This window comes from Brachybacterium sp. J144 (genome assembly GCF_036321705.1).
Classification (GTDB): domain Bacteria; phylum Actinomycetota; class Actinomycetes; order Actinomycetales; family Dermabacteraceae; genus Brachybacterium.
In genome coordinates, this window is record NZ_JAZDCG010000026.1 from 24,576 (window position 1) to 49,139 (window position 24,564).

The following is a 24,564-nucleotide window of genomic DNA, read 5'->3' on the forward strand; positions in this document are numbered from 1 at the left end:
GTACCGGGCGGTCACAGCGCCCGACGAGAGGTCGGCGCCCGAGAGGACGGACGGCACCCATGGCGGCGTTGAGCATCGTGGTGAGCGTCGTCGGCGGCCTCACCGCCCTGCTGGGTCTCTATTACGCGGTCCGCGATCTCCGCACCGACCTGGTCCTGCTCGGAGCCTGCGCCCTCACCGCTCTGCTGTGGATCGTGCTCGGGGCCGCCCTGCTGGTGCGGGACCTGGCCGGCGGCACCCCCGAGGATCCGATCACCCTCTACGGCTACCTGCTGACCGCGATCGCGATGGTGATCGGGGGCGGCTGGGTCTCGCTCTGGGAGCGGTCCCGCTGGGGCAGCCTCGTCATCGCCGTGGTGGCTGCGACCTCGCTCGTGCTGCTGCTGCGGCTCCACCAGATCTGGCCGGGAGGCTTCGCATGACCCAGGACGACGCAGTGCTCGAGGACGGGACCGGGACCCCGGCCGACGGGGAGCGTCCCGCGGCCGCTCCGACCCGTGCCTCCCGCGGGTTCGAGGTCGTCCTGATCTTGGTCTACGCCCTGTTCGCCCTCTCGGCGACGGCGCGCAGCCTGGTGCAGATCCTGCGCGGCTTCGAGCAGGCCCCGCTCGCCTACCTGCTCTCCCTCGCCGCCGCGCTCACCTACATCGCGGTGACCGTCGCGCTGATCCGCGGCGGCCGCCGTTCCCCGGTCGTGCTAGGACTGTGCCTCGTCGAGCTGGCCGGCGTGCTGCTCGTCGGCACCCTCACCTACGCCCTGCCGGGACTGTTCGCCGATGCGACGGTCTGGACCCACTACGGGCAGGGCTACGGCTTCGTGCCGCTCGCGCTGCCGCTGATCGCCCTGGTCTACGTGCTCCTGACCCGCCGGGCGGGACGTGCGACCCCGATCGCCGCCGCATGAGCACGTACCGTAAGGCCGTGCCCTCCACCGACGACGCCCCCCGCGGCGCCTACGCCGCGCTCTTCCGCCACGTCCTCACCCGGCTCGACGCCGAGCAGGCCCACCGGCTGACCGTGCGCGCGCTCCGTCTGGCCCACGCCGTGCCCGGCGGTCCGGCGCTGCTCCGCGCCGTCTTCGGCACCCCGCACCCGCTCCGCGACCGTCGGCCCGCCCGCACCGTGCTCGGTGCCGAGCACCGCTCCCCGCTGGGGATGGCGGCCGGCTTCGACAAGGACGGCGAGGTGCCCCTCGCCCTGCTCGACCTCGGCTTCGGCCACGTGGAGGTCGGGACCGTCACGGCCCAGGCGCAGCCGGGCAATCCCGCGCCCCGTTCGTTCCGGCTCCTCGCCGACCAGGCCCTCATCAACCGGATGGGCTTCAACAACCACGGCGCCCAGGAGCTCGCCCGGAACCTCGCGGCGGCCCGCCGCACCGAACGGGGCCAGCGCGCGGTCATCGGCGTGAACATCGGCAAGTCCAAGGTCACCGCGCTCGAGGACGCTGCGGAGGACTACCGCTTCTCCGCCCGTCTGCTCGCGCCGTACGCCACCTATCTCGCGATCAACGTCTCCAGCCCCAACACCCCGGGCCTGCGGGACCTGCAGACCACCGAGGCCCTGCGCCCCATCCTCGAGGCGGTCCTCGAGGAGGCGCGGGCCGCCGCCCGACGCCTGCGCCGCGAGGTCCCGGTGCTGGTCAAGATCGCTCCCGACCTCCACGACGACGACGTCCTCGCCGTCGCCCGCCTCGCGACCGAGGTCGGCCTCGCCGGGGTGATCGCCGCGAACACCACGATCGCGCGACCCGAGTCCCTGCTCACCGACGCGGACCGGGTGCATAGCATCGGTGCCGGCGGGCTCTCCGGCCCGATCCTCGCCGAGCGCTCCCTCGAGATGCTCCGCCTGCTGCGCCGCGAGCTGCCCGAGGAGGCGGTGATCATCAGCTGCGGCGGCGTCACCACCGCGGCCGATCTCCGCGCCCGGCTCGAGGCCGGCGCCGACCTGGTCCAGGGCTACACCGCGCTGATCTACCGCGGTCCCGGCTGGGCCGGCAGGATCGTCCGCAAGCTCGGCGCGGATCCGTGGGGCTGACCTCCCCGGCCGGGGCGCATCGCCCTGCCGTCGGCCCCGCGGCATAGTCTGAGGGACATGGAGGAGGACCTGTTCTCGGTGTCGCACGACGCCCCGGCGCCGCGCACCCTGTCGGACCGCAACCACGACCACCGCGCCCCGCTCGCGGTGCGGATGCGGCCGCGCCGCCTCGAGGAGATCGTCGGGCAGCACGCCGCGCTCGAGCCCGGCAGCCCGCTGCGCCGGCTCGTCGCGGCCGACGACTCCCGCACCGCGCCGTCCTCGGTGATCCTCTGGGGTCCGCCCGGGACCGGCAAGACCACCCTCGCGTACGTCGTCGCGCAGTCCGGCGACCGTGAGTTCGTCGAGGTCTCCGCCGTGCTCGCCGGGGTCAAGGACATCCGCGACGTCGTCGACCAGGCCCGGTCGAGGCTGCGGACGATCGGGAAGGAGACGGTGCTCTTCGTCGACGAGGTGCACCGCTTCTCGAAGTCCCAGCAGGACGCCCTCCTGCCCAGCGTCGAGAACCGCTGGGTGACGCTGATCGCCGCGACCACCGAGAACCCGCATTTCTCGGTCATCTCCCCGTTGCTGTCGCGCTCGATCGTCCTCACCCTCGAGTCGCTGGACCGCGCCGATCTCGACACGCTGATCGACCGGGCCCTCACCGAGGACCGCGGGCTCGGCGGCGCCGTCACGCTCGCCGACGACGCCCGGGAGGCGCTGCTGCGGCTCGGCGGGGGCGATGCCCGCAAGATCCTCACCTCGCTCGAGGCCGCGGCGGCCGCCGCGCTGATGAAGGAGTCGAAGGAGATCGACGCCGCGACGCTCGCGCAGGCCGTCAATCGGGCGGCGCTGCGCTACGACCGTGCCGGCGACCAGCACTACGACGTCACGAGCGCCTTCATCAAGTCCATGCGGGGCAGCGACGCCGACGCCGCGCTGCACTACCTCGCCCGCATGATCGAAGCGGGCGAGGACCCGCGCTTCATCGCCCGGCGCGTCGTGATCGCCGCGAGCGAGGAGGTGGGCATGGCGGACCCGACGGCGCTGCAGGTCGCGGTCGCGGCCATGCAGGCCGTGCAGCTGCTGGGCATGCCCGAGGGGCGGATCCCGCTCGCGCAGGCGGTGGTGCACATCGCCACCGCCCCCAAGTCCAACGCCTCCTACCGGGCGCTCGACGCCGCGATCGCCGACGTGCGCGCCGGGCGCGGCCAGGGCGTCCCCGCGCACCTGCGCGACGCCCACTACTCCGGGGCGACGTCCCTGGGGCACGGCGTCGAGTACCGCTACGCCCACGACTTCCCGCACGGGGTGGTCGCCCAGCAGTACCCGCCGGACGACCTGGTGGGGACCGACTACTACGAGCCCACCGGACACGGCCAGGAGGCGCAGACCGCACGGCGCGTCGAGGCGCTGCGGCGCATCCTGCGCGGCGGATGAGGCGGGTCCAGGGCGGCGAGAGCATCGCCGCCCTGTGGGCGACTCCACAGGAATCCGCGCGCGACCTGCGCCGCGAACCGTTGAGCAGCGCGGGGCCCTGCGCTAGTGTTGGTCGCTGAATCCGCGGCTGCAAGACTGGATTCACCACACGCGATAAGAGGTAGACCTCGTGACCAACGTCACCCGCGCGCGTCGTCAGGCGCGCCTGTCCCGAGCCCTCGGGCTCCCCCTGACCCCGAAGTCGGTCAAGTACTTCGAGAAGCGCCCGTACCCCCCGGGCGAGCACGGCCGCGCCCGTCGTCGGACCGAGTCCGACTACGCGGTCCGTCTGCGCGAGAAGCAGCGTCTCCGCGCCCAGTACGCCCTGCGCGAGAAGCAGATGCACCGCTCCTACCTGGACGCCAAGAAGGAGTCCGGCCTGACCGGTGAGTCGATGGTCGAGCTGCTCGAGATGCGCCTCGACGCGCTCGTGCTGCGCTCCGGCTTCGCCCGCACCATCCTCCAGGCCCGCCAGGCCGTCGTGCACCGTCACGTCCTGGTCGACGGCAAGCTGGTGGACCGTCCCTCCTTCCGCGTGAAGCCGGGCCAGACCATCCAGATCAAGCCCAAGTCCCAGGCGATGGAGCCCTTCCAGATCGCGGCCGAGGGCGGCAACTCCGACGTCCTCGCCCAGGTCCCGTCCTACCTGTCGGTCGAGCTCGCCGAGCTGAAGTCCCAGCTGGTCTCGCGCCCCAAGCGCTCCGAGGTCCCCGTGACCTGCGACGTCCAGATGGTCGTCGAGTACTACGCGCGCTGACCTCCGCCTCACGCGTCGCGAACGGCCCCGGCAGGTGTACTCCGGTACCCTGACCGGGGCCTTCGTGTCCCCCTCCGTCCACCGCAGTCCCGGAAGGACCACCACCGACCATGCGCACCTCTGAGATCCATCGGCGCTACCTCGCCCACTTCGAGAAGAAGGCGCACGAGGTCGTGCCCAGCGCCTCGCTGGTCTCGAGCGATCCGTCGATCCTCTTCACGATCGCCGGCATGGTCCCCTTCATCCCCTACATCGTCGGGACCGAGAAGGCGCCCTACGACCGCGCCGTCAGCGTGCAGAAGTGCATCCGCACCAACGACATCGAGAACGTCGGCCGCACCACCCGCCACGGCACCTTCTTCCAGATGGCCGGCAACTTCTCCTTCGGGGACTACTTCAAGCGCGGCGCCATCGACTTCTCCTGGGAGCTGCTGACCTCCTCCGTCGAGGACGGAGGCTTCGGCCTCGAGCCCGAGCGCCTCTGGATCACGCTGTGGGAGGAGGACGCCGAGTCCTACGAGCACCTCACCTCGGTGATCGGCCTGGACCCGGCGCGCATCGTGCGCCTCCCCTGGGAGGAGAGCTGCTGGGACACCGGGCAGCCCGGACCCGCAGGCTCCACCGGTGAGTGGTACTACGACCGCGGCCCCGAGTACGGTCCCGACGCGCCCACCGGGACCCTCCCGCAGTGGCCCGGGGACGAGCGCGCCGAGGATCGCTACCTCGAGATCTGGAACCTCGTCTTCGACCAGTTCCTGCGCGGTCCGGGCAGCGGCAAGGACTACGAGCTCGTCGGCGAGCTCGACCAGAAGGCGATCGACACCGGTCTCGGCGTCGAGCGACTCGCCTACCTGCTGCAGGGCAAGCAGAACATGTACGAGATCGACCAGATCTTCCCGGTCATCGAGAAGGCGCAGGAGCTCTCCGGCCGCCGCTACGGCGACGACGAGGAGGACGACGTCCGCCTGCGGATCATCGGCGACCACGTGCGCAGCGCCCTGATGCTCGTCGGCGACGGCGTGCGGCCCGGCAACGAGGGCCGCGGCTACGTGCTGCGCCGCCTGATCCGCCGCGCGGTGCGCTCCCTGCGCCTGCTCGGCTACGCGGAGCCCGCCATGCCGCACCTGCTGCCGATCTCCAAGGACCTCATGGCCGAGTCCTATCCGGAGCTCGAGGCGGACTTCCCGCGCATCGCCGAGATCGTCTACGCGGAGGAGGAGACCTTCCGCCGCACCCTCGAGACCGGCACCGCGCTCTTCGACCAGGTCGCGAAGGCGGCCTCGGCCGATGGCGGACGGGTGCTCCCCGGTGACGAGGCGTTCAAGCTCCACGACACCTACGGCTTCCCGATCGACCTCACGATGGAGATGGCGGCGGAGGTGGGCCTCCAGGTCGACGCCGAGGCGTTCCGCTCCGCGATGCAGGAGCAGCGTGAGCGCGCCCGCGCCGATGCGGCGGCGAAGAAGACCGGCCACACCGACACCGCGATCTACAACCGGCTCCTGGGAGAGCGCGGCGGCGAGGTGCCCTTCCTCGGCTACACCGAGGACACCGTCGCGACGACCGTCGAGTCCGTGCTGGTCGACGGCGCGCTCGTGAACTCCGTGCAGGCACCGGCGCAGGTCGAGATCGTGCTCGCGGCGACCCCGTTCTACGCCGAGTCCGGCGGTCAGCTCGCGGACCAGGGCAGCATCGCGCTGACCGGCGGCGGCCTCGTCGAGGTCGATGACGTGCAGAAGCCGGTCAAGGGTCTGATCGTGCACCGCGGCCGTCTCGTCGAGGGCGAGCTCGCCGCGGGCGCCTCCGCCCTCGCGACCATCGACCGTGAGCGTCGCGGGGCGATCGCCCGCGCCCACACCGCGACCCACATGGTCCACGAGGCCCTCCGCGAGGAGCTCGGCCACGGCGCCACGCAGGCGGGGTCCGAGAACTCCCCGGGCCGGATGCGCTTCGACTTCCGGTACGGCCAGGCGGTCCCCGCCTCCGTGCTGAGCCAGATCGAGGGGCGCGTCAACACGCTGCTGCAGGAGGAGCTGGAGGTCACCGACCAGCAGATGTCCCTCGACGCGGCGAAGGCGGCCGGCGCGCAGGCGCTCTTCGGCGAGAAGTACGGCGACGTGGTCCGCATGGTCTCGATCGGCGGGGGCTGGTCGCGCGAGCTGTGCGGCGGCACCCACGTCGCCAGCACCGGCGCGATCGGCTCCGTGCAGCTCATGGGCGAGGCCTCGATCGGCTCCGGCGTGCGCCGCGTCGACGCCCTCGTCGGACTCTCGGCCTACCGCCATCAGGCGAAGGAGCGCGCGCTGGTCTCCCAGCTGAGCGAGATCCTGAAGGTCGGCAGCAGCGAGGAGATCCCTGAGCGGGTCCGCTCGCTCACGCAGCGGATGAAGGACATGGAGAAGCAGCTCGCTGCGCTCCGCGGCCAGCAGCTCCAGGCCGAGGCCGGTCGTCTCGTCGAGGGCGCGACCGAGGTCTCCGGCGTGCGTCTGCTCGCGCACGATGCGGGGGAGGGGATCGCCGCGGGCGATCTGCGCACTCTCGCGCTCGACCTGCGCGCCCGTCTGGGCGAGGACTCGCCCGTCGTCGTCGCGGTCGCCGGCCACGAGGACGGCCGCGCCGCGCTCGTCATCGCGACCAGCGCGGGCGCCCGGGAGCTCGGCCTCAAGGCGGGTGACCTGCTGAAGGGCGGCGCCGAGGCGATGGGTGGACGCGGCGGCGGCAAGCCGGACATGGCTCAGGGCGGCGGCGGCGAGCCCGCGCGGATCGGCGAGGCCCTGGCCGCGGTGCGCGCCGCGATCGAGGCGACCGCGGGCGCATGAGCGGCGCTCCCGGCTCGGACGCCCCCGCGGGCCTGCCCCGGGGGGTCCGCCTCGGCGTGGACGTCGGCGACGTCCGTGTGGGCATCGCCCGCAGCGACCTCGACGGACTGATCGCCACGCCCGTCCAGACCGCCCCCCGCGACACCGCGGTGACACGGGTCCTCACCGAGGCCGTCGAGGCCGAGGCCCGTGTCATTATGGTCGGACTCCCGCGCTCCCTGGATGGCAGCGAGGGCGCAGCGGCGAGGAAGGCGCGCGATTTCGCCGAACGGCTCGCCGCACAGCTCGACCGGAGCGATCGGGACGTGGAGGTGAGGATGCTCGACGAGCGTCTCACCACCGTCTCGGCGCACCAGGCCCTGCACGCCTCCGGGCGGAAGGGACGCAAGCACCGCCAGGTCGTCGACCAGGTCGCCGCCGTGATGATCCTCCAGCAGGCGCTGGACATCGAACGGTCGACCGGGGCGCGAGCCGGGGAGCTCGTCGAGGTCGACACCGACCTCCCGGGCGACGCCGGCCCCGTGGGACAGGAGGAAGCGGGATGAACGACGAGGACTCGAGCTTCGAGGAGCTCGCCGAGGAGCAGCACGGATCCGGCAGCGGCCGGGGACGGCGCCGCGCCACACGTCGCCGCGGGGGCTTCCTGCGCACCGTGCTCCCGGCACTGCTGGTGATCGCCGTCGTCGTCGGCATCGGCTGGGGCGGCTACACCGGCTACCGCTGGGTCACCTCCAACGTCTCCATGGAGGCGGAGGAGACGGACTTCCCGGGCCCCGGCTCCGGCGAGGCGATCGTGGAGGTCGCCGAGGGCGACACCGGCACGGACATCGCCGGGACCCTCGTCGAGGCGGGCGTCATCAAGTCGAGCGGTCCCTTCATCAACCTCTTCACCTCGACCCCGGACGCCGCCGGCATCGAGCCGGGCGTCTACCGGCTCAAGCTGGAGATGTCCTCGGCCGATGCGCTCAACGCGCTCCTGGATCCGGCGAACCTCGCAGGCCACCGCGTGATCATCCCGGAGGGGCTGCGGCTCACCCAGATCTGGCCGCTGCTCTCCGAGGCCTCCGGCATCCCCGTCGAGGACTTCGAGGCCGCGGCGGTCGACTACACCGCCTACGGCATCCCGGAGAACTCCGCCGGGACCCTCGAGGGCTACCTCTGGCCGGGCCGCTACGACATCCCCGAGGACGCCACCGCCGAGCAGGTGATCCAGATGATGTGGGACCGCATGGAGAAGCAGCTGACGGACCGCGGCATCGCCGAGGCCGACTGGCATCGCACGCTCACCCTCGCCTCTCTCGCCGAGCTCGAAGCGAACAAGGAGGAGGACTACGGGAAGGTCGTCCGCGTCATCCTCAACCGCCTCGAGGGTGCCGGGGAGGCCGGCGGAACGCCGATGCCGCTGCAGTTCGACTCGACCGTGCACTACGTGGCCGGGAAGAACTCGGCGGTGGCCACCACCAATGCCGAGCGCGCCATCGACTCCCCGTACAACACGTACAAGTACGCCGGTCTGCCGCCCGGTCCGATCGCCGCCCCCGGGGGACCGGCCCTCGACGCAGCGGTGTCCCCGCCCGCGGGCGACTGGCTCTACTTCGTCACGGTCAACACCGACACAGGCGAGACGCGCTTCGCAGAGACCTGGGCCGAGCACGAGCAGAACGTCGCGGACTGGCAGGAATGGGCGCAGTCGAAGTGATGTCGGCCGAGCCCGAGCCTGCGATCGGGCAGGCGCTCCCGCGGCGACGCTTCGCCGTGATCGGCTCGCCCGTGGACCACTCGCTCTCCCCGGTGCTGCACCGCACCGCCTACGCGGAGCTCGGCGTCACCGATGCCGAGTACGTGCGCCACGAGGTCGGTGCGGGCGAGCTCGCGGCCTTCCTCGCCGACGGTCCAGGCCGTGACCTGCAGGGGCTGAGCGTTACCATGCCCGGCAAGCCCGAGGCGCACGACCTGGCGGCCGAACGGGATGCGACCGCGACGGCACTCGGCATCGCCAACACCCTCGTGCGCCGGCCCGATGGCACCTGGCGGGCCGAGAACCATGACGTGCACGGCATCGTCGCCGCGTTGCGCGATCACGGGGCCCCCGACCGCCGCGGTCGGGGAGCGGTCGCGCCATCGAGCGCGGGCGGTGCCGGGCCGACGGGGGCCGTGCTGGGCTCGGGGGCGACCGCGCTGAGCGCCGTCGCGGCGCTCGTCGAGCTGGGTGCCTGCGAGATCCTGCTCAGCGCCCGCAGCCCCGAGAAGCTCGTCCCCCTCGAGGTCCTGGCCGCGGGACATGGCGTGCAGGTGCGCCACGTCGCCTGGGAGGACAACCGGCAGCTGCTCACCGCGGACCTCGTCGTGAGCGCCCTCGCCGTCCCCGGGGCGCAGGCCGTCGCCGCGGACTGGACCACGGGCGGCCAGCGGGATACGGCACCGGGAGCGGTGCCGGGCGTCTTTCTGGATGTCCTCTACGACCCCTGGCCGGCACCCCTCGCCGGTCTCGTCGGGGCGCTCGGCGGCGAGGTCGCCGATGGGCTCGAGATGCTCGCCCATCAAGCGGATCTGCAGGTCCGCTCGATGCTCGGGGTGCAGCGCGCCCCGGTCCGGGCCATGCTCGAGGCCGCTCGCCGCGAGCTCGCCTCCCGCTCGAGCTGAGCCGCGCGAGCGTCCCGGGGCCGTCGCCGCGAGGGCGGTCGCGGAGGGTCGATGGTCCCTTGAATCCGTCAGTCAAGGGATAGTAAAGTCGGACGGATCCACGGGGGCAGAGGGCCATCGGACGAGCACGAGGGAGTGACTCATGGAGACACGGCGAGGATCCTGGGAGCCGACGGCGACCCCGCGCACGGAGATCGACTCCCCGCCGTCGCTGCGCCCGACCACGGACACCACCTCCCTCCCGATCCTCCCCGAGACGTCCACCCCGCTGCTGCGCCGCTGCACCGCCCTCGCGGCCCGGGCCCGGGTCGATCTCCTGACGCCCTCCGTCCACGGCTCGGCCGACGAGCTCGAGCTGGTGCTCGCCGAGCTGAGCACCTGGGAGCCGCAGCGGGTCGTCGACCCCGATCCGACCATGCTGGCCCTCGCCGCCGCCTCGCTGCAGGACCTCGCCGAGCGCGTGTCGGATCCTGCGCGGGTGGGGGCGGGGTCCCAGATCGCCCTCGTCCTCGATCTCCTCCACGCCGTCATGCCCGGATCGCGAGTGACAGCCCCAGCGTGATGATGGCCACGTCATGCCTGGCAGAGCCCAGATCGGTCGTCGACGGACCCGGGGTCGTGCTAATCTTCTCGAGTCGCTACGGCGGCCATTCGTCCGGATGGCGGAATTGGTAGACGCGCTAGCTTGAGGTGCTAGTGACCGTATTAGGTCGTGGGGGTTCAAGTCCCCCTTCGGACACGGTATGACGCAGGGCCCCGGTTCTCACCGGGGCCCTTCGTCGTCGCCGGGCGGAGCGGACAGGGCGGCTCGGTCCCGAGCACCTCCCGGGGGCTTGGTGCCGGCGGGGCGGTCAGCCGCTCCTCGGCAGCTGCCCGCTCGCTACGATGCGGCCATCCGGCGCACAAGGAGCCCCCGTGACGAGCCTGCCCGTACCCGTCCCCGCGGCGGAGCCCCCGTCGGACGTGCCCGCGGTCCGCCCCACCCTGCCGTGGCGCTACGCCCTGGGCATGTTCGGCACCTCGATCCCGATCAACTTCATCAAGGGGTCGACCGTCCTCTTCTACGTCGACGAGCTGGGGCTGGACGTGCGGGCCTATGCGGCCGTGATGATCGTCTACGCGATCATCGACGCGCTCGACAACCCGCTGCTGGGTCATCTCTCCGACCGCACCCGCAGCCGCTTCGGCCGACGTCGACCCTGGCTCCTGGTGGGCGCTCCGCTCCTCGCCGCCTCGATGATCGCGCTGTTCAGCCCGCCCGCGGCGCTCGACGGCACGGCCCTGGTGCTCTGGTTCGCCGTCTTCGCGATCCTCTGCGAGCTGATGGACTCGATGCTCAACGCGAACTACGGAGCGCTCCTGCCCGAGCTCTTCCCCGGGGAGCGACGGCGTGCGGTCGCCAACGCCCTGCGCCAGGGCTTCCAGCTGATCGCCATGATCGTCTCCCTCGCCCTCACCCCGATCCTGACGACTTCCTGGCTGGGCAGCGAGCACGGCACCGAGGGCTTCTCGCGCACCGCGCTGCTCTACGGCGTGATCGCGGTCGTGGTGATCGTCGTGATGGCCCTCGGTGCGCGGGAGGATCCCCGCCACTCGGCGCTCGAGCGACCGCGTCTGGGCCGGGCAGTGCTGCAGATCCTGCGCACCCGGCAGTTCTGGTCCGTGGGCCTCACCGGCGCCTGCTACACCGCCGCGCTCGGCCTCGTGCTCTCGGGGGTCCAGCTCTACGTCCGTCACACCCTCGGGCTTCCCGTCGCCTACGCCTTCGCGCTCCAGGGGGCGGTGATCGTCGTGGCGGCGGCGGGGCTCGCGGTGTGGGCGCAGGTGATCGCGCGACTCGGTGCCCTGCGCGCCTGGCGCTGGGCCTTCGTCGTGCTGGCGGCGGGCTTAGCGCTGCTGCTGATGGCGCCGACGCTGGCGACCGCGATCGGAGCGGGCGTGGTGCTCGGCGCCGGCTGGGCCGGGATGATGGCGACGCACGATCTCGTCGTCGCCCGGGTGCTCGATGCCGATGCAGCCCGGCACGGGACGCGCCGGGAGGGCCTGTTCCTGTCGGCCTTCGGGGTGTTCGGCCGGCTTAACGGCGTCGTCTCGGGCCTGGCCCTGGCCTCGCTGGGGGTGTTCTTCGGCTACTACTCGGGAGAGGACCCGGGGGAGCGGACCGGTCTCGCCTTCCGCGTCTACCTGTGCGCCTACCCGCTGGGCCTCGTGGTCCTCGGGGCGATCGCCGCCCGTTTCGTGCGCATCCCGTCCGCTCCCGAAGATTCTGGAGTAGTGTCCAGTACAGGCTGATCCGGGAGGTGCCGTGGCCGTTCGACGACTCGTCATCACTGCCGACGACCTCGGCCGGGACCCCCTCACCGACCAGGTGATCGCCGAGCTCGCCGCGGCCGGGGCCATCACCGCCGCCTCCCTGCTCGTCACCACGCCCCACACGGACCAGGCGGCCCGAGCGGTCCACGCCGCGGGGATCACCCCGCACCTGCATACCTGCCTCGTCGCCGAGAGCACCGGGGGACCGTGGCGGCTGCTCACCGACGCCCCTTCGCTGCACGAGCCGGACGGCGACCTGCGCCTCGCCGACCCGCTCACCGAGCTCCGCGTCGAGGAGGGGGAGGTGCTGGCCGAGCTCGAGGCCCAACTGGGGTGGATGCATGACCGGGGCCTGCGACCGCGGGCCGTCGACTCGCACACCGGAACCCTCTACGGTCTGCACGGCGGCGGGCTCCTGCCCGGGGCGCTGCACTGGGCCGCCCGGCACGGCCTCGCCGTGCGCCTGCCCCGCGACCCCGAGCCGCTCCGCCACCTCGACCGGCCCGGTGCCGCCGCGCCGCGGTCCTCCCTGCTCGGTCCGACCGAGCGCGAGGCGCGGCACCGCCGGGCCGTGGACCTCGCCGACCACCTCGGGGTGCCGATCCCGGCTGCGATCCTCACCAACCCGCTCCCCGCCCGCCTCCTCGGCTCCTACGAGGCCCTCCGCGACCGGCTGCTGCACGGCGTGGCCCAGTTGCCGCCCGGCACCTCGGAGCTGTTCCTCCATCCGTCGGGCGAAGGCCCCGGCATCCCGCCGGAGCGGGCCTGGGAGGCGCGGCTGCTGCCCGATGCGCAGTGGCGGGACGCCCTGGCATCGACGGGGGTCGAGCTCGTCGACCGCTGGTGAGGCGGGGGAGCGGTGCCCGCCCGTGGAAGAATCCCGGCATGGTCCACGTCTTCCTCCACGAGCCCGCGATCGCCGGCAACACCGGCAACGCCATCCGCCTCGCCGCCGTCACCGGGGCACGCCTCCACCTCATCGAGCCTCTCGGCTTCGACTTCGAGGACGCGAAACTGCGCCGCGCCGGGCTGGACTACCACGACCTCGCCGACGTGAACGTCCACCCCGATCTGGAGACGGCCCTCGCGGCCGTCCCGGGCTCCCGGGTCTTCGCCTTCACCGCGCGCACCGAGACCACCTTCGGCGAGGTCGAGTACCGGCCGGACGACGTGCTCCTGTTCGGCACCGAGCCGAGCGGGCTGCCCGCGGAGGCGCTCTCCCATCCGCGGGTCACCGCCCGGGTGCGGATCCCGATGCTGCCCGCGCGCCGCTCGCTCAACCTCGCCAACTCGGTGTCGATCGCCGTCTACGAGGCCTGGCGCCAGAACGGCTACGACGGGGCGGGCGTGTGATGGCCCGACGTCCCGTCCGCATCGAGCGCCGCAACGCCCAGTTCCAGCAATGGCAGGCGCTGCTGACCAACCGCACCAAGCGCACCCGCAGCGGGGAGATGGTGATCCAGGGGGTGCGTCCCCTCACGCTCGCCCTCGAGCACGGCATCGAGATCCGCACCCTGCTCAGCGACGGCCGCGAGACCCCGAGCCGCTGGGCGCGCGAGCTCCTCGCGGACCCTCCCGCGCCGGTCATCGAGCTCGCCCCCGAGCTCATGGCCGAGCTGGGGGAGCGGGAGGAGGGCACCCCCGAGCTGCTCGCCCTCGCCGCGATCCCCGCTGACGACCTCTCGCGCCTCTCGCCGGAGGTGCTCGGCCCCGACGCGCTCGTGGTCGCCTTCGACCGTCCCTCCGGTCCGGGGAACATCGGCTCGCTGGTGCGCTCGGCCGACGCGCTCGGCGCGAGCGCGGTGATCACCACCGGTCATGCGGCGGACGTCTGGGATCCCGCCGCGATCCGCGCCTCGACCGGGAGCGTCTTCGCCCTCCCGGTGCTGCGCCTGTCCTCGCCGCGGGAGGTCCTCGCGCATCTCGAGGGGCAACGGGCCGAGGGCGTCGACTGGCGGGTGGTGGGTCTGGACGAGGCCGGCGGGCACACGCTCGAGAGCACCGATCTCACCGGGCCGGTGCTGCTCGTGGTCGGCAACGAGACCGCGGGCATGAGCGCCCAGTGGCGGGAGGCCTGCGCCGTGATCGCGGAGATCCCCATGGTCCCCGGCACGGGCGCCTCCTCGCTCAACGCCGCCGTGGCGGGCTCGATCGCCCTCTACGAAGCGCGACGCCAGCGGGACGCCGCGGCCCGCTGATCGGGGCCCGGGCGGGACGCCGGGGGAGCGGGGTCAGGCCGTGCCGAGGGCGACCGCCACGAGCGGCGCCCCGGCGAGGCCCAGCATGGGGCCCGAGAGCAGGATCGGACCGTAGGCGAAACGCTCCCCGGACCGGCCGCGCAGCAGCAGCACCGACCCGACGATCCCTCCGAGCAGGGCGATCCCCAACAGCGCGGCGAGGAGCTCCTCCCCGCCGAGGGCCCCGCTCATGAGCACCACGACCGGCAGCGCCTTGGCATCGCCCATCCCCAGCAGCTGCGGGGCGAGCAGGGCGAGCAGCACCGCGCCGAGGCCGAGGACGAGCGCGAGCACGGCCGCCGATCGCAGCGGCGCGCGGAGGGAGGGCTCGACGAGGGCGCAGAGGATCAGGCCGATCGCGACCGCGGCCGTGAGCAGGCCGATCCACCGGTTGGGCAGCCGGTGCTCCCGCAGATCGATGCGCGCGAGCACCACCGCGGGCGGCACATAGGCGACCGCCAGCACGAGGAGCGGGAGCAGCACCGGAGATGGCATGCGCCCAGTCCATCAGACCGCGCCCGTCGGCGCTCCCGCGCCCCGCGCTCTGTGGACAGCGCGGCGGTCAGTCCGAGCGGTCCGCCCCGAGAGCCGACTCCACGCGCACGATCCGGCGCCGCATCCAGACCTTCCGGCCGCCGCCGAGGTACTTCCGGGTGCGCGCATGCTCCCACCGGCCGTACTCCGCGTGCTCCGTGAGCGCCGCGCGCACCTGGGACACGGAGCTCTCCCGCGGGACGGTGATGATCTGGAACTCGTAGTCCTCGGCCGACCGGCCGCGCTCGAGGGGGAGGTCCCTCAGGCCGCGCGGATCCCGGAAGATCTCGATGCGCGCGACGAGGGGTGGTGGCTGGGACGGCACGGGCACTCGCTTCCGGGGATCGACGACGCCGCGCCGGGTCGGGTCCGGGCCTGGCAGGCGGCACGGATCCGTGACCTCGCCACGGCAGTTTCCGCTGTCCATTCTGCCGCCGGACGATGTACCGTCCAACCATGAACACGGATCCTCGCTCCGCTCTCGCTGCGCTGATCGCTGCCCTCGAACGTCACTACGAGGCGGCCGCCGCCTCCCGCGGTGACGACGATCCCGCCCTGGAGGCTGCGACCGAGCAGCTCACCACGGCCTTCGACGACTATGACGACGCCCTCTTCGACGCCTACGACATCGCCACCCCGCTGATCGTCTTCGACGGCGAGGATGATGACGAGGACGATGACGAGGACGACTTCGACGATCTCGACGACTTCGAGGACGACGAGGACGACGACGAGGAGTTCGGCGACGACGACCTCGAGGACGACGAGGAGGACGACGAGCGCTGAGCAGCGCTCCCCGTCCCCGACGTCATCCCCTTGTCGTCCCGGTTCTCTCACGGCGACATCGACGACCCTTCACGACGTCTGCACGAACGGCCCCCACGCGGCGCCGGGCACCCCGCCCGGCGCCGCGTACTCTGTCCTGGGCCGGTGAGCATCCCCGGCCCGTCCCGCCGTCGCCGTCCGTCGAGGAGTCCGCATGTCGTTCATCGAGGCAGTGATCCTGGGCCTCGTCCAGGGCCTCACGGAGTTCCTCCCGATCTCCTCGAGCGCGCACGTGCGCGTGGTCGGCGAGCTCATGGCCCCCGGGCAGGATCCCGGTGCGGCGTTCACCGCGATCATCCAGTTGGGCACCGAGACCGCGGTCCTGATCTACTTCTGGAAGGACATCACGCGGATCATCGGCCGCTGGTGCCGGGCCCTCGTCGGCCGCCTCCCGCAGTCCGATCCGGACGTCCGGATGGGCTGGCTCGTGATCCTCGGCTCGATCCCCATCGGCGTGCTGGGTCTCCTCTTCGAGGAGCAGATCGACCACGGCCTGCGGAACCTCTACATCACCGCCACGATGCTCATCGTCTTCGGCCTCCTGCTGGGCCTCGCCGATCGCATCGCGCCGCAGCGCAAGGAGCTGAAGGAGCTCTCCTGGCGCGACGGCATCCTCTTCGGCCTCGCGCAGGCGCTCGCCCTGATCCCCGGGGTCTCCCGCTCGGGCGGCACCATCACCGCGGGGCTCCTCATGGGCTACACCCGCCAGGCGGCGGCCCGCTACGCCTTCCTGCTGGCCGTCCCCGCCGTCTTCGCCTCGGGCCTGTACAAGGCCGCGAAGGAGGTCCCGGCGCTGCTCACGGCCGACGGACGGGCCGCCGCCGCGGCCGCCGGGGAACCCTCCCTGCTCGTGATCATCGTCGCGACCCTCGTCGCCTTCGGCGTCGGCTACGCGGTGATCGTCTGGTTCATGCGCATGATCGAGAACCGCTCCTACACCGTCTTCGTGGTCTACCGCGTCGTCGCCGGCCTCGTGCTGCTGATCCTGCTGTGGACGGGCCTGGTCGATCCGCTGGGTGGCGCCTGACCGCTGACCTCGGCGGGAACCGTATGATCGACCGGTGCGTTCCTGGACCTCCCCGAGCATCTCGCCCCTCCCCGCCTCCGGCCTCCCGCTGCGGCTGCACGACACCCGGACCGGTCGGATCGCCCCGCTGGTGCCGCTCACGCCGGGTACCGCGCGGCTGTACGTCTGCGGGATCACCCCGTACGACGCGACCCATCTCGGGCATGCCGCGACCTATCACGCCGCCGATCTGATGCGGCGCGCGCTGCGCGACAGCGGCCTCGAGGTGGAGGTCGCCCAGAACATCACCGACGTGGACGACCCCCTGCTCGAGCGCGCGGAACGGGACGACGTCGACTGGCGCGAGCTCGCCGCCTCCCAGGTGGACCTCTTCGCCGAGGACATGGAGGCGCTGCGCATCGTCGCCCCCGAGACCTACCTCTCGGTGAGTGAGGCGATGGACCAGATCATCGCCACCGTCGAGCGACTGCACGAGCGGGGCCGCGCCTACCGGGTGGAGACGCCCGACGCCGAGGGCGAGGACTGGTACCTCGACCTCTCCGTGGACGGCGCGCTGGGGGACGTCTCCGGATGGAGCGAGCAGCAGATGCTCTCCGTCTTCGCCGAGCGCGGCGGCGACCCCGACCGCCCCGGCAAGCGCGGCCGCTTCGACCCGCTGCTGTGGCGCGCCGAGCGCGCCGGGGAGCCGGCTTGGGATGCCGGGGAGCTCGGGCGGGGACGCCCCGGCTGGCACGTCGAGTGCGTATGCATCGCCGAAGGCGGCCTCGGGCTCCCCTTCGACGTGCAGGCCGGCGGCTCGGACCTGGTCTTCCCGCATCACGACCTCAGCGCAGCCCATGCCGTCGCCCTCGGCCGCGGCTTCGCGACCGCCTATGCCCATAGCGGCATGGTCGCCCTCGACGGCGAGAAGATGAGCAAGTCGCTCGGCAACCTCGTGTTCGTCCACCGCCTGGTCCGTGACGGGGTCGACCCGATGGCGATCCGTCTCGTCCTCATGGCGCACCACTACCGGGCGGACTGGGAGTGGTCCGAGGCGGAGCTGACGCAGGCCGAGGCGCGCCTGGCCTCCTACCGCTCCGCGGCGGCCCGCGGGGGTCGGCACCCGGAGACCGTCGAGGCGCTGCGCGCCGCGCTGCGGCAGGATCTCGACACGCCGTCGGCTCTCGTCGCCCTCGACGCCTGGGCGGCGAGTGCCGGTGCCGCGGATCCCGCGGACGAGCGGGCGGCGGGGGAGACGGGGCCCGACGCGGCGGAGGCGCGCCCCGGGGACGTCGCCGCCGCCTGCGATGCCCTCCTCGGACTCGCCCTGACCGACTGAGCGGCCCGGCCCCACGGGCCGGCCCGCTCCGCAGCGGGAGGTGTCAGTCGGCCTCGCGCCGACGGCGCAGGAACTGCTCGAACTCCCGAGCGATCGCCTCGCCGCTCGCGCCGGGCAGCTCGCCGGCGTCCTGGATCTGCTCGAGCTCGCGCACGTAGGCGCCGATCTCCTGATCGGTGCGCGCGAGCTCATCGGCCCCGCGCATCCAGCCCTCGGCGATCGCCTCGAGCTCGTCCTGCGGGATCGGCGCCGAGATCAGCTCCTGCAGCTCGCGCACGAGGGCGAGCACCGCCTTCGGCGAGGTGGAGTGCGAGATGTAGTGCGGCACCTGCACCCACATGCTCGTCGTGCGCAGGCCCGCGCTCGTGGTGCGGCGGGCGAGGATCGTCGGGATGCCCACCGGGCCGACGTACTGGTCGCGGTCGCCGACGGACTCCGCGGCACCCGGCTCGACCTGCGAGCTGACCGGGAGGGGACGTGTGTGGGGGACGTCGGCGAGCAGCGCCCCGAGGCACACCACGGCGGAGACGTCCAGCAGCTGCATCTGCTCGAGCACCTCGTCGCAGAAGCTCTTCCAGCGCAGCGAGGGCTCAGCGCCGAGGACCGTGACAATCTCCGGCCCCTGCGGCGGGGTGACGATCCGCAGCTCGGTGTCCGGCCAGTCGACGACCCGCAGCCCGTCCTCGGTGGTGCGGATGTCGGGGCGGTTCACCTGGAAGTCGACGTACTCCTCAGCGTCCACCCGGCCGGCGGGCCGCGAGGGCCAGGTCTCCAGCAGGTGATCGATCACCCCGGTGGCGGCCTCCCCGGCGTCGTTCCAGCCGCTGAAGGCCGCGATGGCGATTCGACTCATCGACCCATCGTAGCCCCGGGGCCACCGCCTGAGCGGCGAGGGCGCAGGCCGGACGGCTATCCTCGGCCTGCCCCGCGGTCGTGCGCCCCGGGACAGGAGGAGACGTCCCATGCCCCGCCCCGCGCTGCGCCTCGGCCCGCTGCCCCCGATCCAGGTCAGCCCCGGCACCCTGATCACGGTCCTGCTGCTCGCCGCGATGGTCTTCCCCAGCGTCGCGGTGCCCGGGGCGAGCCTCGCCCTCGCCGCGTCCCTGGCCGTCGGCGTCGCCCTCGTGCTGATCCTCTCGGTGCTGCTGCACGAGGCGGCCCATGCCGTGGCTGCGCACCTCTCGGGGGCGACGGTCGATCACATCGCACTGACCCTCTGGGGCGGGCACACCCAGTACCGCGGCGCGCCGCTCGGCGCCCTCGCCTCGATCGTCGTCTCCCTCGTCGGTCCGCTGAGCAACCTGCTGCTCGCCGGCCTCGCCCATCTCGCGGCCCGCTCCGTCGAGAGCGAGGCCGCGCTCGCGTTCTGGTCCGCCTGCTCGCTGCTGAACCTCGCCCTGGCCGTCTTCAACCTCCTGCCCGGGCTGCCGATGGACGGCGGGCGAGCCCTCGAGGCACTGCTCGGCGGGGTGCTCCGGAGCCCCGTGCGCGGCACGGTGATCACGGCGTGGATCGGGCGGGGTATCGCCGTGCTCGCCTTCGGCGTCCCGCTGTGGCGGATCCTCGAGGCCGGGGGGACCGGGACCCTCGGCCTGCTCACCCTGCTGTGGGCGCTGCTCATCGCCGGCATGCTCTGGCAGGGCGCGAGCAGCGCGCTGAACGGGGCGCGGCTGCAGCAGCGGATCGAGGGGCTCGACCTCGCCGCCCTGGCCCGCCCGATCCGCCTCGTCCCCCCGACCCAGCCCCTCGGCGACCTCGACGTCGCCCCGGAGGACGTGCTCGTGCTCGAGCCCGGGACCGCCCGGCCCGGGGTGCTCGGCCGCGTCCTGCGCCTCGATCCGGCCGCCGTCGCCGCCGTCCCCGCGGAACACCGCGAGAGGACGCCGGTCAGCGCGGTCGCAGCCCCGCTCGGCGAGCTCGGCCTCCTCCCCGCGGCGCTCGGCGGCGAGCAGCTGGTCTCCGCGATGATGCGGCGCCCCGCCCCGGCCTACGCCGTCCTGGACGCCGAGCAGCGGATGCTCGGCGTGGTCCTCGCGGCGGAGGTGCAGCGGCGCCTCCGCGCCCCGCACCGCCCCTGAGGCGGCGCACGTCTCATCGGCCTCCGGGGACGGGCCGCCCGCGGCGGCCCCGTCCTATGCTGGAACGCATGACCGAGCAGCACCCGCAGACCGCCCCCGACCAGGGGCCGACCGTCCCCGCCCCGCGCGCCCCGCGCCGCGGGCTGGACCGCACCGGCCCCCTCGACGTGGGGGACAAGGTGCAGCTCTCGGACTCCAAGGGCCGGCTGAACACGATCACCCTCAAGCCCGGCGGGGAGTTCCACACCCACCGCGGCGTGCTCCGCCACGACCAGCTGATCGGCGCCGAGGACGGGTCCGTCGTGGAGGACAACCACGGCACCCGCTACCAGGCCCTGCGCCCCCTCTACGCCGACTACATGCTCTCCATGCCCCGCGGCGCCGCGATCATCTACCCCAAGGACTCCGCGCAGATCCTCATGTGGGGCGACATCTTCCCCGGTGCCCGGGTGCTCGAGGCCGGTGTCGGCTCAGGCGGCCTGACCACCGCGCTGCTGCGCGCCGTCGGCCCCACCGGCTCCGTCCACTCCATCGAGCGCCGCGAGGACTTCGCCGAGGTCGCCCGCGAGAACGTCGGCACCTTCTTCGGCACCCCCGAGGGCGAGCTGCCCCCGACCTGGCAGCTCTCGATCGGCGACTTCCAGGACGTCGCCCCGACCCTCAGCCCCGACGGTCCGAGCGTGGACCGGGTGGTCCTCGACATGCTCGCCCCCTGGGAGTGCGTCGACGCGGCCGCCGAGGTGCTCGTCTCCGGCGGTGTCTACCTCGCGTACGTCGCGACCGTCACCCAGCTCTCCCGCACCGCGGAGGCTCTGCGCGCCCACGGCGAGTTCACCGAGCCGTACGCCTTCGAGACCCTCGTGCGGCCCTGGCACCTCGAGGGGCTCGCCGTCCGTCCCGAGCACCGCATGAACGCCCACACCGGCTTCCTGCTCACCGCGCGGCGCACCGCCCACGGCACCGGGGCGATGACCCGCTCCACGCGCCCGGCACCCGGCTCTCGCGACGAGGAGGAGCTGAACCATCCCGACAACGACGGCTTCGGCGGCACCGACTCGGAGTGGTCCTCCCAGGACCTCGGCGAGCGCGGCGTCGCCCCGCGCAAGCTGAAGCGGGCCCTGCGGGACATCCGCCAGGGCCGCGACCGCTGACCCACCCGGGTCCCGGTCCCCTCGACCCACCGCCGCCTCACCGGCACGCCGCACCTCGCAGGAAGGGGAGCACATGGCCATGAAGACCTACGCGGAGATGACCGCCGAGCTCGAGCAGCTCGCCGACCGCAACGACCGGCTCACCACGAGCCTCCGCTCCGCCCGCGCCCAGATCGTCGAGCTCAAGAACGACCTCGAGCGCATCGGGGACCCGCCGAACTCGTACGCGACCTTCCTGCGCCGCTGCGAGGGCACCACGATCGACGTGCTCCACAACGGCCGCCGGCTGCGGGTCGCGACCGCGGCGAGCCTCGACCTCGAGGCGCTCGAGCCCGGCACCGAGCTGCGTCTGAACGAGTCCCTCGCGGCCGTCGAGGCGGTGCCCCCGGGCGATGCCGGCAACGTCGTGAGCGTGCTGGAGACCTTGGCCGACACCCGCGTGCTGGTCGCGGTCGCCCCCGACGACACCCGGGTGCTGCGGCGCGCCGGCGTCCTCGCCGAGACCGACCTGCACGCCGGCGACCACGTGCTGGTGGACCTCAAGGCGCAGCTGGTGCTCGAGCGCATCGACCGCGCCGAGATCACCGATCTCGTGCTCGAGCAGGTCCCCGACATCTCCTTCGAGCAGATCGGCGGCCTCGGCGACCAGATCGAGGCGATCCGGGACGCCGTCGAGCTGCCGTTCCTGCAGCAGGACCTCTACCGCACCTACGGCCTGCGGCCCCCGCAGGGCGTGCTGCTGTACGGCCCGCCCGGCTGCGGCAAGACCATGATCGCCAAGGCGGTCGCCCACGAGCTGGTGCTGCGCAGCGCCGAGCTGCGCGGCGTGAGCGTCGCCGAGGCGCTCGAGAACTCGGCCTTCCTCAACGTCAAGGGGCCCGAGCTGCTGAACAAGTACGTCGGCGAGACCGAGCGGTCGATCCGGCTGGTGTTCGAGCGGGCCCGGGAGAAGGCCGCCGCGGACCACCCCGTGGTGATCTTCTTCGACGAGATGGAGGCGCTCTTCCGCACCCGCGGCACCGGTCTCTCGAGCGATGTCGAGACCACGATCGTGCCGCAGCTGCTCGCCGAGATCGACGGCGTCGAGGGCCTCGACAACGTCATCGTCATCGGTGCCTCGAACCGCGAGGACATGATCGACCCGGCTATCCTGCGCCCGGGCCGGCTCGACGTGAAGATCCGGGTGCGCCGCCCGAACCAGCGGGCCGGCCGCGAGATCCTCGGCCTCTACCTCGACGAGTCGGTGCCGCTGCGCGAGGACCGCCAGGCGCTCCTCGACCTCGCCGTGCGCGAGATCTACGCGACCGGCCCCGAGGCGGCCTTCGTGCGCCTGGAGTACTCCGACGGGGAGACCGAGACCCTGCACTTCCGCGACGTGGTCTCCGGCGCGACCCTGCGCAACATCGTCGACCGGGCGAAGAAGCACGCGGTCAAGGACCAGATCGCGACCGGACAGGTGGGCCTCGGCGCCGACCACCTGAGCGCCGCGATCACGGCGGAGTTCGTCGAGAACGAGGACATGCCCTCGGCCGCCCATCCCGAGGACTGGGCCCGCGTCTCCGGGAACCACGGCCGCGCGGGGCGCCGGGTCGTCGCGGTCGTGCCGCTCAAGGGCCGCACCCGCGCCGCCGAGGAGCAGACGGGGGAGGACTCATGAGCGACGGGATCACCACCGCACGGGTGATGGGGATCGAGACCGAGTTCGGGGTGCTGCACGCCGATCTCGACGACCGGGCCCGAGCGGGCGCCGGCTCCTCGATCCTGCTCTCCCACCTGGTCGTCGGTGCCTACGCCCTGCTCGACCCACGCGAGGGGGAGCGCGGCCGCCGCGTCCGCTGGGACTACGGCGACGAGACCCCGCTGCGTGACGCCCGCGGCTTCGAGCTGCAGCGCGCCGCGGCGCACCCCACCCAGCTGACCGACGAGGTGCAGGACGCGCACGTGCCGAGCGTCGACGCGGACGCCCCGCTGCAGGGCCCCGAGGTCGCGCCCGAGGGAGATGACGCCGAGGTGCTCGCCTGGGCCTCGCAGCGCTCCATCGGCAATGCCGTGCTCACCAACGGCGCCCGGTGGTACGTCGACCACGCGCACCCCGAGTACTCCTCCCCGGAGGTGCTCCGCGCCCGGGAGGCGGTGGTGGTGGACCGCGCCGGTGAGGAGATCGCCCGCGCCGCGATGGGCCTGCTCGCCCGGGCCGACGGCATCCCCGAGGTGGCGCTGCACAAGAACAACACCGACGGCAAGGGCGCCTCCTACGGCACCCACGAGAACTACCTGCTCGACCGGGACGTCCCCTTCGAGCGGGTCGTCGCGGCGCTGCTGCCCTTCTTCGCGACCCGTCAGGTGCTCGTCGGGGCCGGGCGCGTGGGCCGCGGCACCCGCGGCCAGCACCCCGGCTTCCAGATCTCCTCCCGCGCCGACTTCATGGAGGCCGAGGTCGGCCTCGAGACGACGCTGAACCGCCCGATCGTCAACACCCGCGACGAACCGCACGCCGATCGCTCCCGCTTCCGCCGCCTGCACGTGATCATCGGCGACGCGAACCTGCTCGAGGAGTCGACCTTCCTCAAGCTCGGCATGACCTCCCTCGTGCTCGCCGCGCTCGAGACGGAGCACCGCACCGGCGCCGCGATCCTGCCGGACCTGCCCCTCGCCGATCCGGTCCAGGCGGTCCGCACCATCAGCCACGACCCGAGCCTCGCCGCCACGGTCCCGCTCGCCGACGGCCGCGAGCTGACTGCGCTCGAGATCCAGCGCGCCCATCTCGACGCCCTCCGCCCGGTCGCCGACCTCGCGGACACGGAGACGGCGCAGGTCCTCACCGCCTGGGGCGAGCTGCTGGACCTGCTCGCCGAGGACCCGATGCTCGCCGCGGACCGCATCGAATGGGTCGCCAAGCTGCGCCTGCTCGAGCAGTACCGGCGTCGCCACGGGCTCGGCTGGGAGGACCCCCGCCTGCTCATGGTCGACCTGCAGTTCTCCGATCTGCGACCCGGCCGCGGCCTGTTCGAGAAGCTCCGCGCGGCCGGTGCCGTCGGCACCCTGGTCGGCGCCGAGGAGGTGGAGCACGCGATGACCGCGCCCCCCGCCTCGACCCGCGCGCACCTGCGCGGCACCCTGATCCGCCACCACCCGCGCCGCGTGCCGTCGGCCGGATGGGACGCGATCACCCTCGCGGGCGAGACGGGCGGCTTCCGCCTCCGCCTCGCCGACCCCCGGCTCGGCTCCGCGGACTGGTGCCGTGACCACGACGTCGACCTCGCCGCCGAGCCGTCCGCCCTCCACGAGGCCCTCGCCCGCGCCGTCGCGGCCGAGTGACCCACCCCGCCCCGCCCGCCACCCGGCGGCAGCACCCCAGGAGAACGAC

24 protein-coding genes and 1 tRNA gene are annotated in these 24,564 nt (G+C 73.1%); 22 read left to right on the forward strand and 3 right to left on the reverse strand.

The genetic code is table 11. The annotated features are described in order from the left end of the window. The first annotated feature begins 59 nt into the window (after positions 1 to 59). The 15 genes from V1260_RS09830 (at position 60) to V1260_RS09900 (ending at position 14,225) form a co-directional block, all read left to right on the forward strand. Positions 60 to 422: a hypothetical protein gene (locus V1260_RS09830; protein ID WP_329746636.1), complete on the forward strand. Its 363-nt coding sequence runs from the start codon at positions 60 to 62 to the stop codon at positions 420 to 422. After that, positions 419 to 904: a hypothetical protein gene (locus tag V1260_RS09835; protein ID WP_329746637.1), complete on the forward strand. Its 486-nt coding sequence runs from the start codon at positions 419 to 421 to the stop codon at positions 902 to 904. The genes V1260_RS09830 and V1260_RS09835 overlap by 4 nt, the downstream gene beginning before the upstream one ends. After that, positions 901 to 2,034, forward strand: a complete 1,134-nt coding sequence (locus tag V1260_RS09840; protein ID WP_329746638.1) for a quinone-dependent dihydroorotate dehydrogenase — start codon at positions 901 to 903, stop codon at positions 2,032 to 2,034. The genes V1260_RS09835 and V1260_RS09840 overlap by 4 nt, the downstream gene beginning before the upstream one ends. 57 nt (positions 2,035 to 2,091) lie before the next feature. Next, complete coding sequence (locus tag V1260_RS09845; RefSeq protein WP_329746639.1) at positions 2,092 to 3,456, forward strand: replication-associated recombination protein A; 1,365 nt, start codon at positions 2,092 to 2,094, stop codon at positions 3,454 to 3,456. Between the two features lie 169 nt (positions 3,457 to 3,625). Then, positions 3,626 to 4,252, forward strand: coding sequence for a 30S ribosomal protein S4 (rpsD, locus tag V1260_RS09850; protein WP_329746640.1), 627 nt, complete (start codon positions 3,626 to 3,628; stop codon positions 4,250 to 4,252). Positions 4,253 to 4,362: 110 nt separating this feature from the next. After that, positions 4,363 to 7,071: an alanine--tRNA ligase gene (gene alaS / locus V1260_RS09855; protein ID WP_329746641.1), complete on the forward strand. Its 2,709-nt coding sequence runs from the start codon at positions 4,363 to 4,365 to the stop codon at positions 7,069 to 7,071. Further along, entirely contained in the window at positions 7,068 to 7,616 is a 549-nt protein-coding gene (gene ruvX, locus V1260_RS09860) for a Holliday junction resolvase RuvX (protein ID WP_329746642.1), read from the forward strand. The genes alaS and ruvX overlap by 4 nt, the downstream gene beginning before the upstream one ends. After that, on the forward strand, positions 7,613 to 8,770 hold the full coding sequence (gene mltG, locus V1260_RS09865) for an endolytic transglycosylase MltG (protein ID WP_329746643.1): 1,158 nt from the start codon (positions 7,613 to 7,615) through the stop codon (positions 8,768 to 8,770). Before ruvX ends, mltG begins: the two co-directional genes overlap by 4 nt. Then, entirely contained in the window at positions 8,752 to 9,714 is a 963-nt protein-coding gene (locus V1260_RS09870; RefSeq protein WP_329746644.1) for a shikimate dehydrogenase, read from the forward strand. Before mltG ends, V1260_RS09870 begins: the two co-directional genes overlap by 19 nt. A 142-nt stretch (positions 9,715 to 9,856) precedes the next feature. Further along, positions 9,857 to 10,276 (forward strand): hypothetical protein, encoded by a 420-nt coding sequence (locus V1260_RS09875; protein ID WP_329746645.1) that lies wholly within the window; start codon positions 9,857 to 9,859, stop codon positions 10,274 to 10,276. Between the two features lie 91 nt (positions 10,277 to 10,367). Beyond that, positions 10,368 to 10,453, forward strand: a tRNA-Leu gene (locus V1260_RS09880). A 176-nt stretch (positions 10,454 to 10,629) separates the two neighbouring features. Then, positions 10,630 to 12,006 (forward strand): MFS transporter, encoded by a 1,377-nt coding sequence (locus tag V1260_RS09885; RefSeq protein WP_329746646.1) that lies wholly within the window; start codon positions 10,630 to 10,632, stop codon positions 12,004 to 12,006. A gap of 13 nt (positions 12,007 to 12,019) precedes the next feature. Next, positions 12,020 to 12,874 carry a ChbG/HpnK family deacetylase gene (locus tag V1260_RS09890; protein ID WP_329746647.1) on the forward strand — a complete coding sequence of 285 codons (855 nt, stop codon included), beginning with the start codon at positions 12,020 to 12,022 and terminating at the stop codon, positions 12,872 to 12,874. Positions 12,875 to 12,912: 38 nt separating this feature from the next. Continuing rightward, positions 12,913 to 13,380 (forward strand): tRNA (cytidine(34)-2'-O)-methyltransferase, encoded by a 468-nt coding sequence (locus V1260_RS09895; RefSeq protein WP_329746648.1) that lies wholly within the window; start codon positions 12,913 to 12,915, stop codon positions 13,378 to 13,380. Next, positions 13,380 to 14,225: a TrmH family RNA methyltransferase gene (locus V1260_RS09900; protein WP_329746649.1), complete on the forward strand. Its 846-nt coding sequence runs from the start codon at positions 13,380 to 13,382 to the stop codon at positions 14,223 to 14,225. Before V1260_RS09895 ends, V1260_RS09900 begins: the two co-directional genes overlap by 1 nt. A 33-nt stretch (positions 14,226 to 14,258) precedes the next feature. Here V1260_RS09900 and V1260_RS09905 read toward each other — a convergent pair whose 3' ends face one another. Further along, complete coding sequence (locus V1260_RS09905) at positions 14,259 to 14,759, reverse strand: prepilin peptidase (protein ID WP_329746650.1); 501 nt, start codon at positions 14,757 to 14,759, stop codon at positions 14,259 to 14,261. Positions 14,760 to 14,826: 67 nt separating this feature from the next. Beyond that, on the reverse strand, positions 14,827 to 15,123 hold the full coding sequence (locus tag V1260_RS09910) for a DUF5703 family protein (RefSeq protein WP_329746651.1): 297 nt from the start codon (positions 15,121 to 15,123) through the stop codon (positions 14,827 to 14,829). Positions 15,124 to 15,254: 131 nt separating this feature from the next. On the opposite strand from V1260_RS09910, the gene V1260_RS09915 reads away from it, so the two are divergent. The 3 genes from V1260_RS09915 (at position 15,255) to mshC (ending at position 17,968) form a co-directional block, all read left to right on the forward strand. Then, the gene (locus V1260_RS09915) at positions 15,255 to 15,584 is read left to right on the forward strand and encodes a DNA primase (protein WP_329746652.1); all 330 of its coding nucleotides are present in this window, start codon (positions 15,255 to 15,257) and stop codon (positions 15,582 to 15,584) included. A 193-nt stretch (positions 15,585 to 15,777) separates the two neighbouring features. Beyond that, positions 15,778 to 16,650, forward strand: a complete 873-nt coding sequence (locus tag V1260_RS09920) for an undecaprenyl-diphosphate phosphatase (protein ID WP_329746653.1) — start codon at positions 15,778 to 15,780, stop codon at positions 16,648 to 16,650. Between the two features lie 34 nt (positions 16,651 to 16,684). Further along, entirely contained in the window at positions 16,685 to 17,968 is a 1,284-nt protein-coding gene (mshC, locus tag V1260_RS09925) for a cysteine--1-D-myo-inosityl 2-amino-2-deoxy-alpha-D-glucopyranoside ligase (RefSeq protein WP_329746654.1), read from the forward strand. Between the two features lie 43 nt (positions 17,969 to 18,011). Here the strand turns inward: mshC and V1260_RS09930 are convergent, their stop codons facing one another. Then, a complete protein-coding gene (locus V1260_RS09930) occupies positions 18,012 to 18,821 on the reverse strand; it encodes a PAC2 family protein (protein WP_329746655.1) in 810 nt (269 codons plus the stop codon). 109 nt (positions 18,822 to 18,930) lie between these two features. On the opposite strand from V1260_RS09930, the gene V1260_RS09935 reads away from it, so the two are divergent. The 4 genes from V1260_RS09935 (at position 18,931) to dop (ending at position 24,515) form a co-directional block, all read left to right on the forward strand. Further along, entirely contained in the window at positions 18,931 to 20,046 is a 1,116-nt protein-coding gene (locus V1260_RS09935) for a site-2 protease family protein (RefSeq protein WP_329746656.1), read from the forward strand. Between the two features lie 68 nt (positions 20,047 to 20,114). Continuing rightward, positions 20,115 to 21,197: a tRNA (adenine-N1)-methyltransferase gene (locus V1260_RS09940; protein WP_329746657.1), complete on the forward strand. Its 1,083-nt coding sequence runs from the start codon at positions 20,115 to 20,117 to the stop codon at positions 21,195 to 21,197. A gap of 79 nt (positions 21,198 to 21,276) precedes the next feature. Then, the gene (gene arc / locus V1260_RS09945; protein ID WP_329746715.1) at positions 21,277 to 22,854 is read left to right on the forward strand and encodes a proteasome ATPase; all 1,578 of its coding nucleotides are present in this window, start codon (positions 21,277 to 21,279) and stop codon (positions 22,852 to 22,854) included. Further along, positions 22,851 to 24,515: a depupylase/deamidase Dop gene (gene dop, locus V1260_RS09950; protein WP_329746658.1), complete on the forward strand. Its 1,665-nt coding sequence runs from the start codon at positions 22,851 to 22,853 to the stop codon at positions 24,513 to 24,515. The genes arc and dop overlap by 4 nt, the downstream gene beginning before the upstream one ends. The last annotated feature ends 49 nt before the right edge of the window (positions 24,516 to 24,564 follow it).

What these genes read in the sequence shown, in the direction of transcription:
- V1260_RS09830 (WP_329746636.1), top strand. Translation starts at nt 60, where the DNA reads ATGGCGGCGTTGAGCATCGTGGTGAGCGTCGTCGGCGGCCTCACCGCC.
- V1260_RS09835 (WP_329746637.1), top strand. Translation starts at nt 419, where the DNA reads ATGACCCAGGACGACGCAGTGCTCGAGGACGGGACCGGGACCCCGGCC.
- V1260_RS09840 (WP_329746638.1), top strand. Translation starts at nt 901, where the DNA reads ATGAGCACGTACCGTAAGGCCGTGCCCTCCACCGACGACGCCCCCCGC.
- V1260_RS09845 (WP_329746639.1), top strand. Translation starts at nt 2,092, where the DNA reads ATGGAGGAGGACCTGTTCTCGGTGTCGCACGACGCCCCGGCGCCGCGC.
- alaS (WP_329746641.1), top strand. Translation starts at nt 4,363, where the DNA reads ATGCGCACCTCTGAGATCCATCGGCGCTACCTCGCCCACTTCGAGAAG.
- ruvX (WP_329746642.1), top strand. Translation starts at nt 7,068, where the DNA reads ATGAGCGGCGCTCCCGGCTCGGACGCCCCCGCGGGCCTGCCCCGGGGG.
- mltG (WP_329746643.1), top strand. Translation starts at nt 7,613, where the DNA reads ATGAACGACGAGGACTCGAGCTTCGAGGAGCTCGCCGAGGAGCAGCAC.
- V1260_RS09870 (WP_329746644.1), top strand. Translation starts at nt 8,752, where the DNA reads ATGGGCGCAGTCGAAGTGATGTCGGCCGAGCCCGAGCCTGCGATCGGG.
- V1260_RS09875 (WP_329746645.1), top strand. Translation starts at nt 9,857, where the DNA reads ATGGAGACACGGCGAGGATCCTGGGAGCCGACGGCGACCCCGCGCACG.
- V1260_RS09895 (WP_329746648.1), top strand. Translation starts at nt 12,913, where the DNA reads ATGGTCCACGTCTTCCTCCACGAGCCCGCGATCGCCGGCAACACCGGC.
- V1260_RS09900 (WP_329746649.1), top strand. Translation starts at nt 13,380, where the DNA reads ATGGCCCGACGTCCCGTCCGCATCGAGCGCCGCAACGCCCAGTTCCAG.
- V1260_RS09905 (WP_329746650.1), bottom strand. Translation starts at nt 14,759, where the DNA reads ATGCCATCTCCGGTGCTGCTCCCGCTCCTCGTGCTGGCGGTCGCCTAT.
- V1260_RS09915 (WP_329746652.1), top strand. Translation starts at nt 15,255, where the DNA reads ATGAACACGGATCCTCGCTCCGCTCTCGCTGCGCTGATCGCTGCCCTC.
- V1260_RS09920 (WP_329746653.1), top strand. Translation starts at nt 15,778, where the DNA reads ATGTCGTTCATCGAGGCAGTGATCCTGGGCCTCGTCCAGGGCCTCACG.
- V1260_RS09930 (WP_329746655.1), bottom strand. Translation starts at nt 18,821, where the DNA reads ATGAGTCGAATCGCCATCGCGGCCTTCAGCGGCTGGAACGACGCCGGG.
- V1260_RS09935 (WP_329746656.1), top strand. Translation starts at nt 18,931, where the DNA reads ATGCCCCGCCCCGCGCTGCGCCTCGGCCCGCTGCCCCCGATCCAGGTC.
- V1260_RS09940 (WP_329746657.1), top strand. Translation starts at nt 20,115, where the DNA reads ATGACCGAGCAGCACCCGCAGACCGCCCCCGACCAGGGGCCGACCGTC.
- arc (WP_329746715.1), top strand. Translation starts at nt 21,277, where the DNA reads ATGAAGACCTACGCGGAGATGACCGCCGAGCTCGAGCAGCTCGCCGAC.
- dop (WP_329746658.1), top strand. Translation starts at nt 22,851, where the DNA reads ATGAGCGACGGGATCACCACCGCACGGGTGATGGGGATCGAGACCGAG.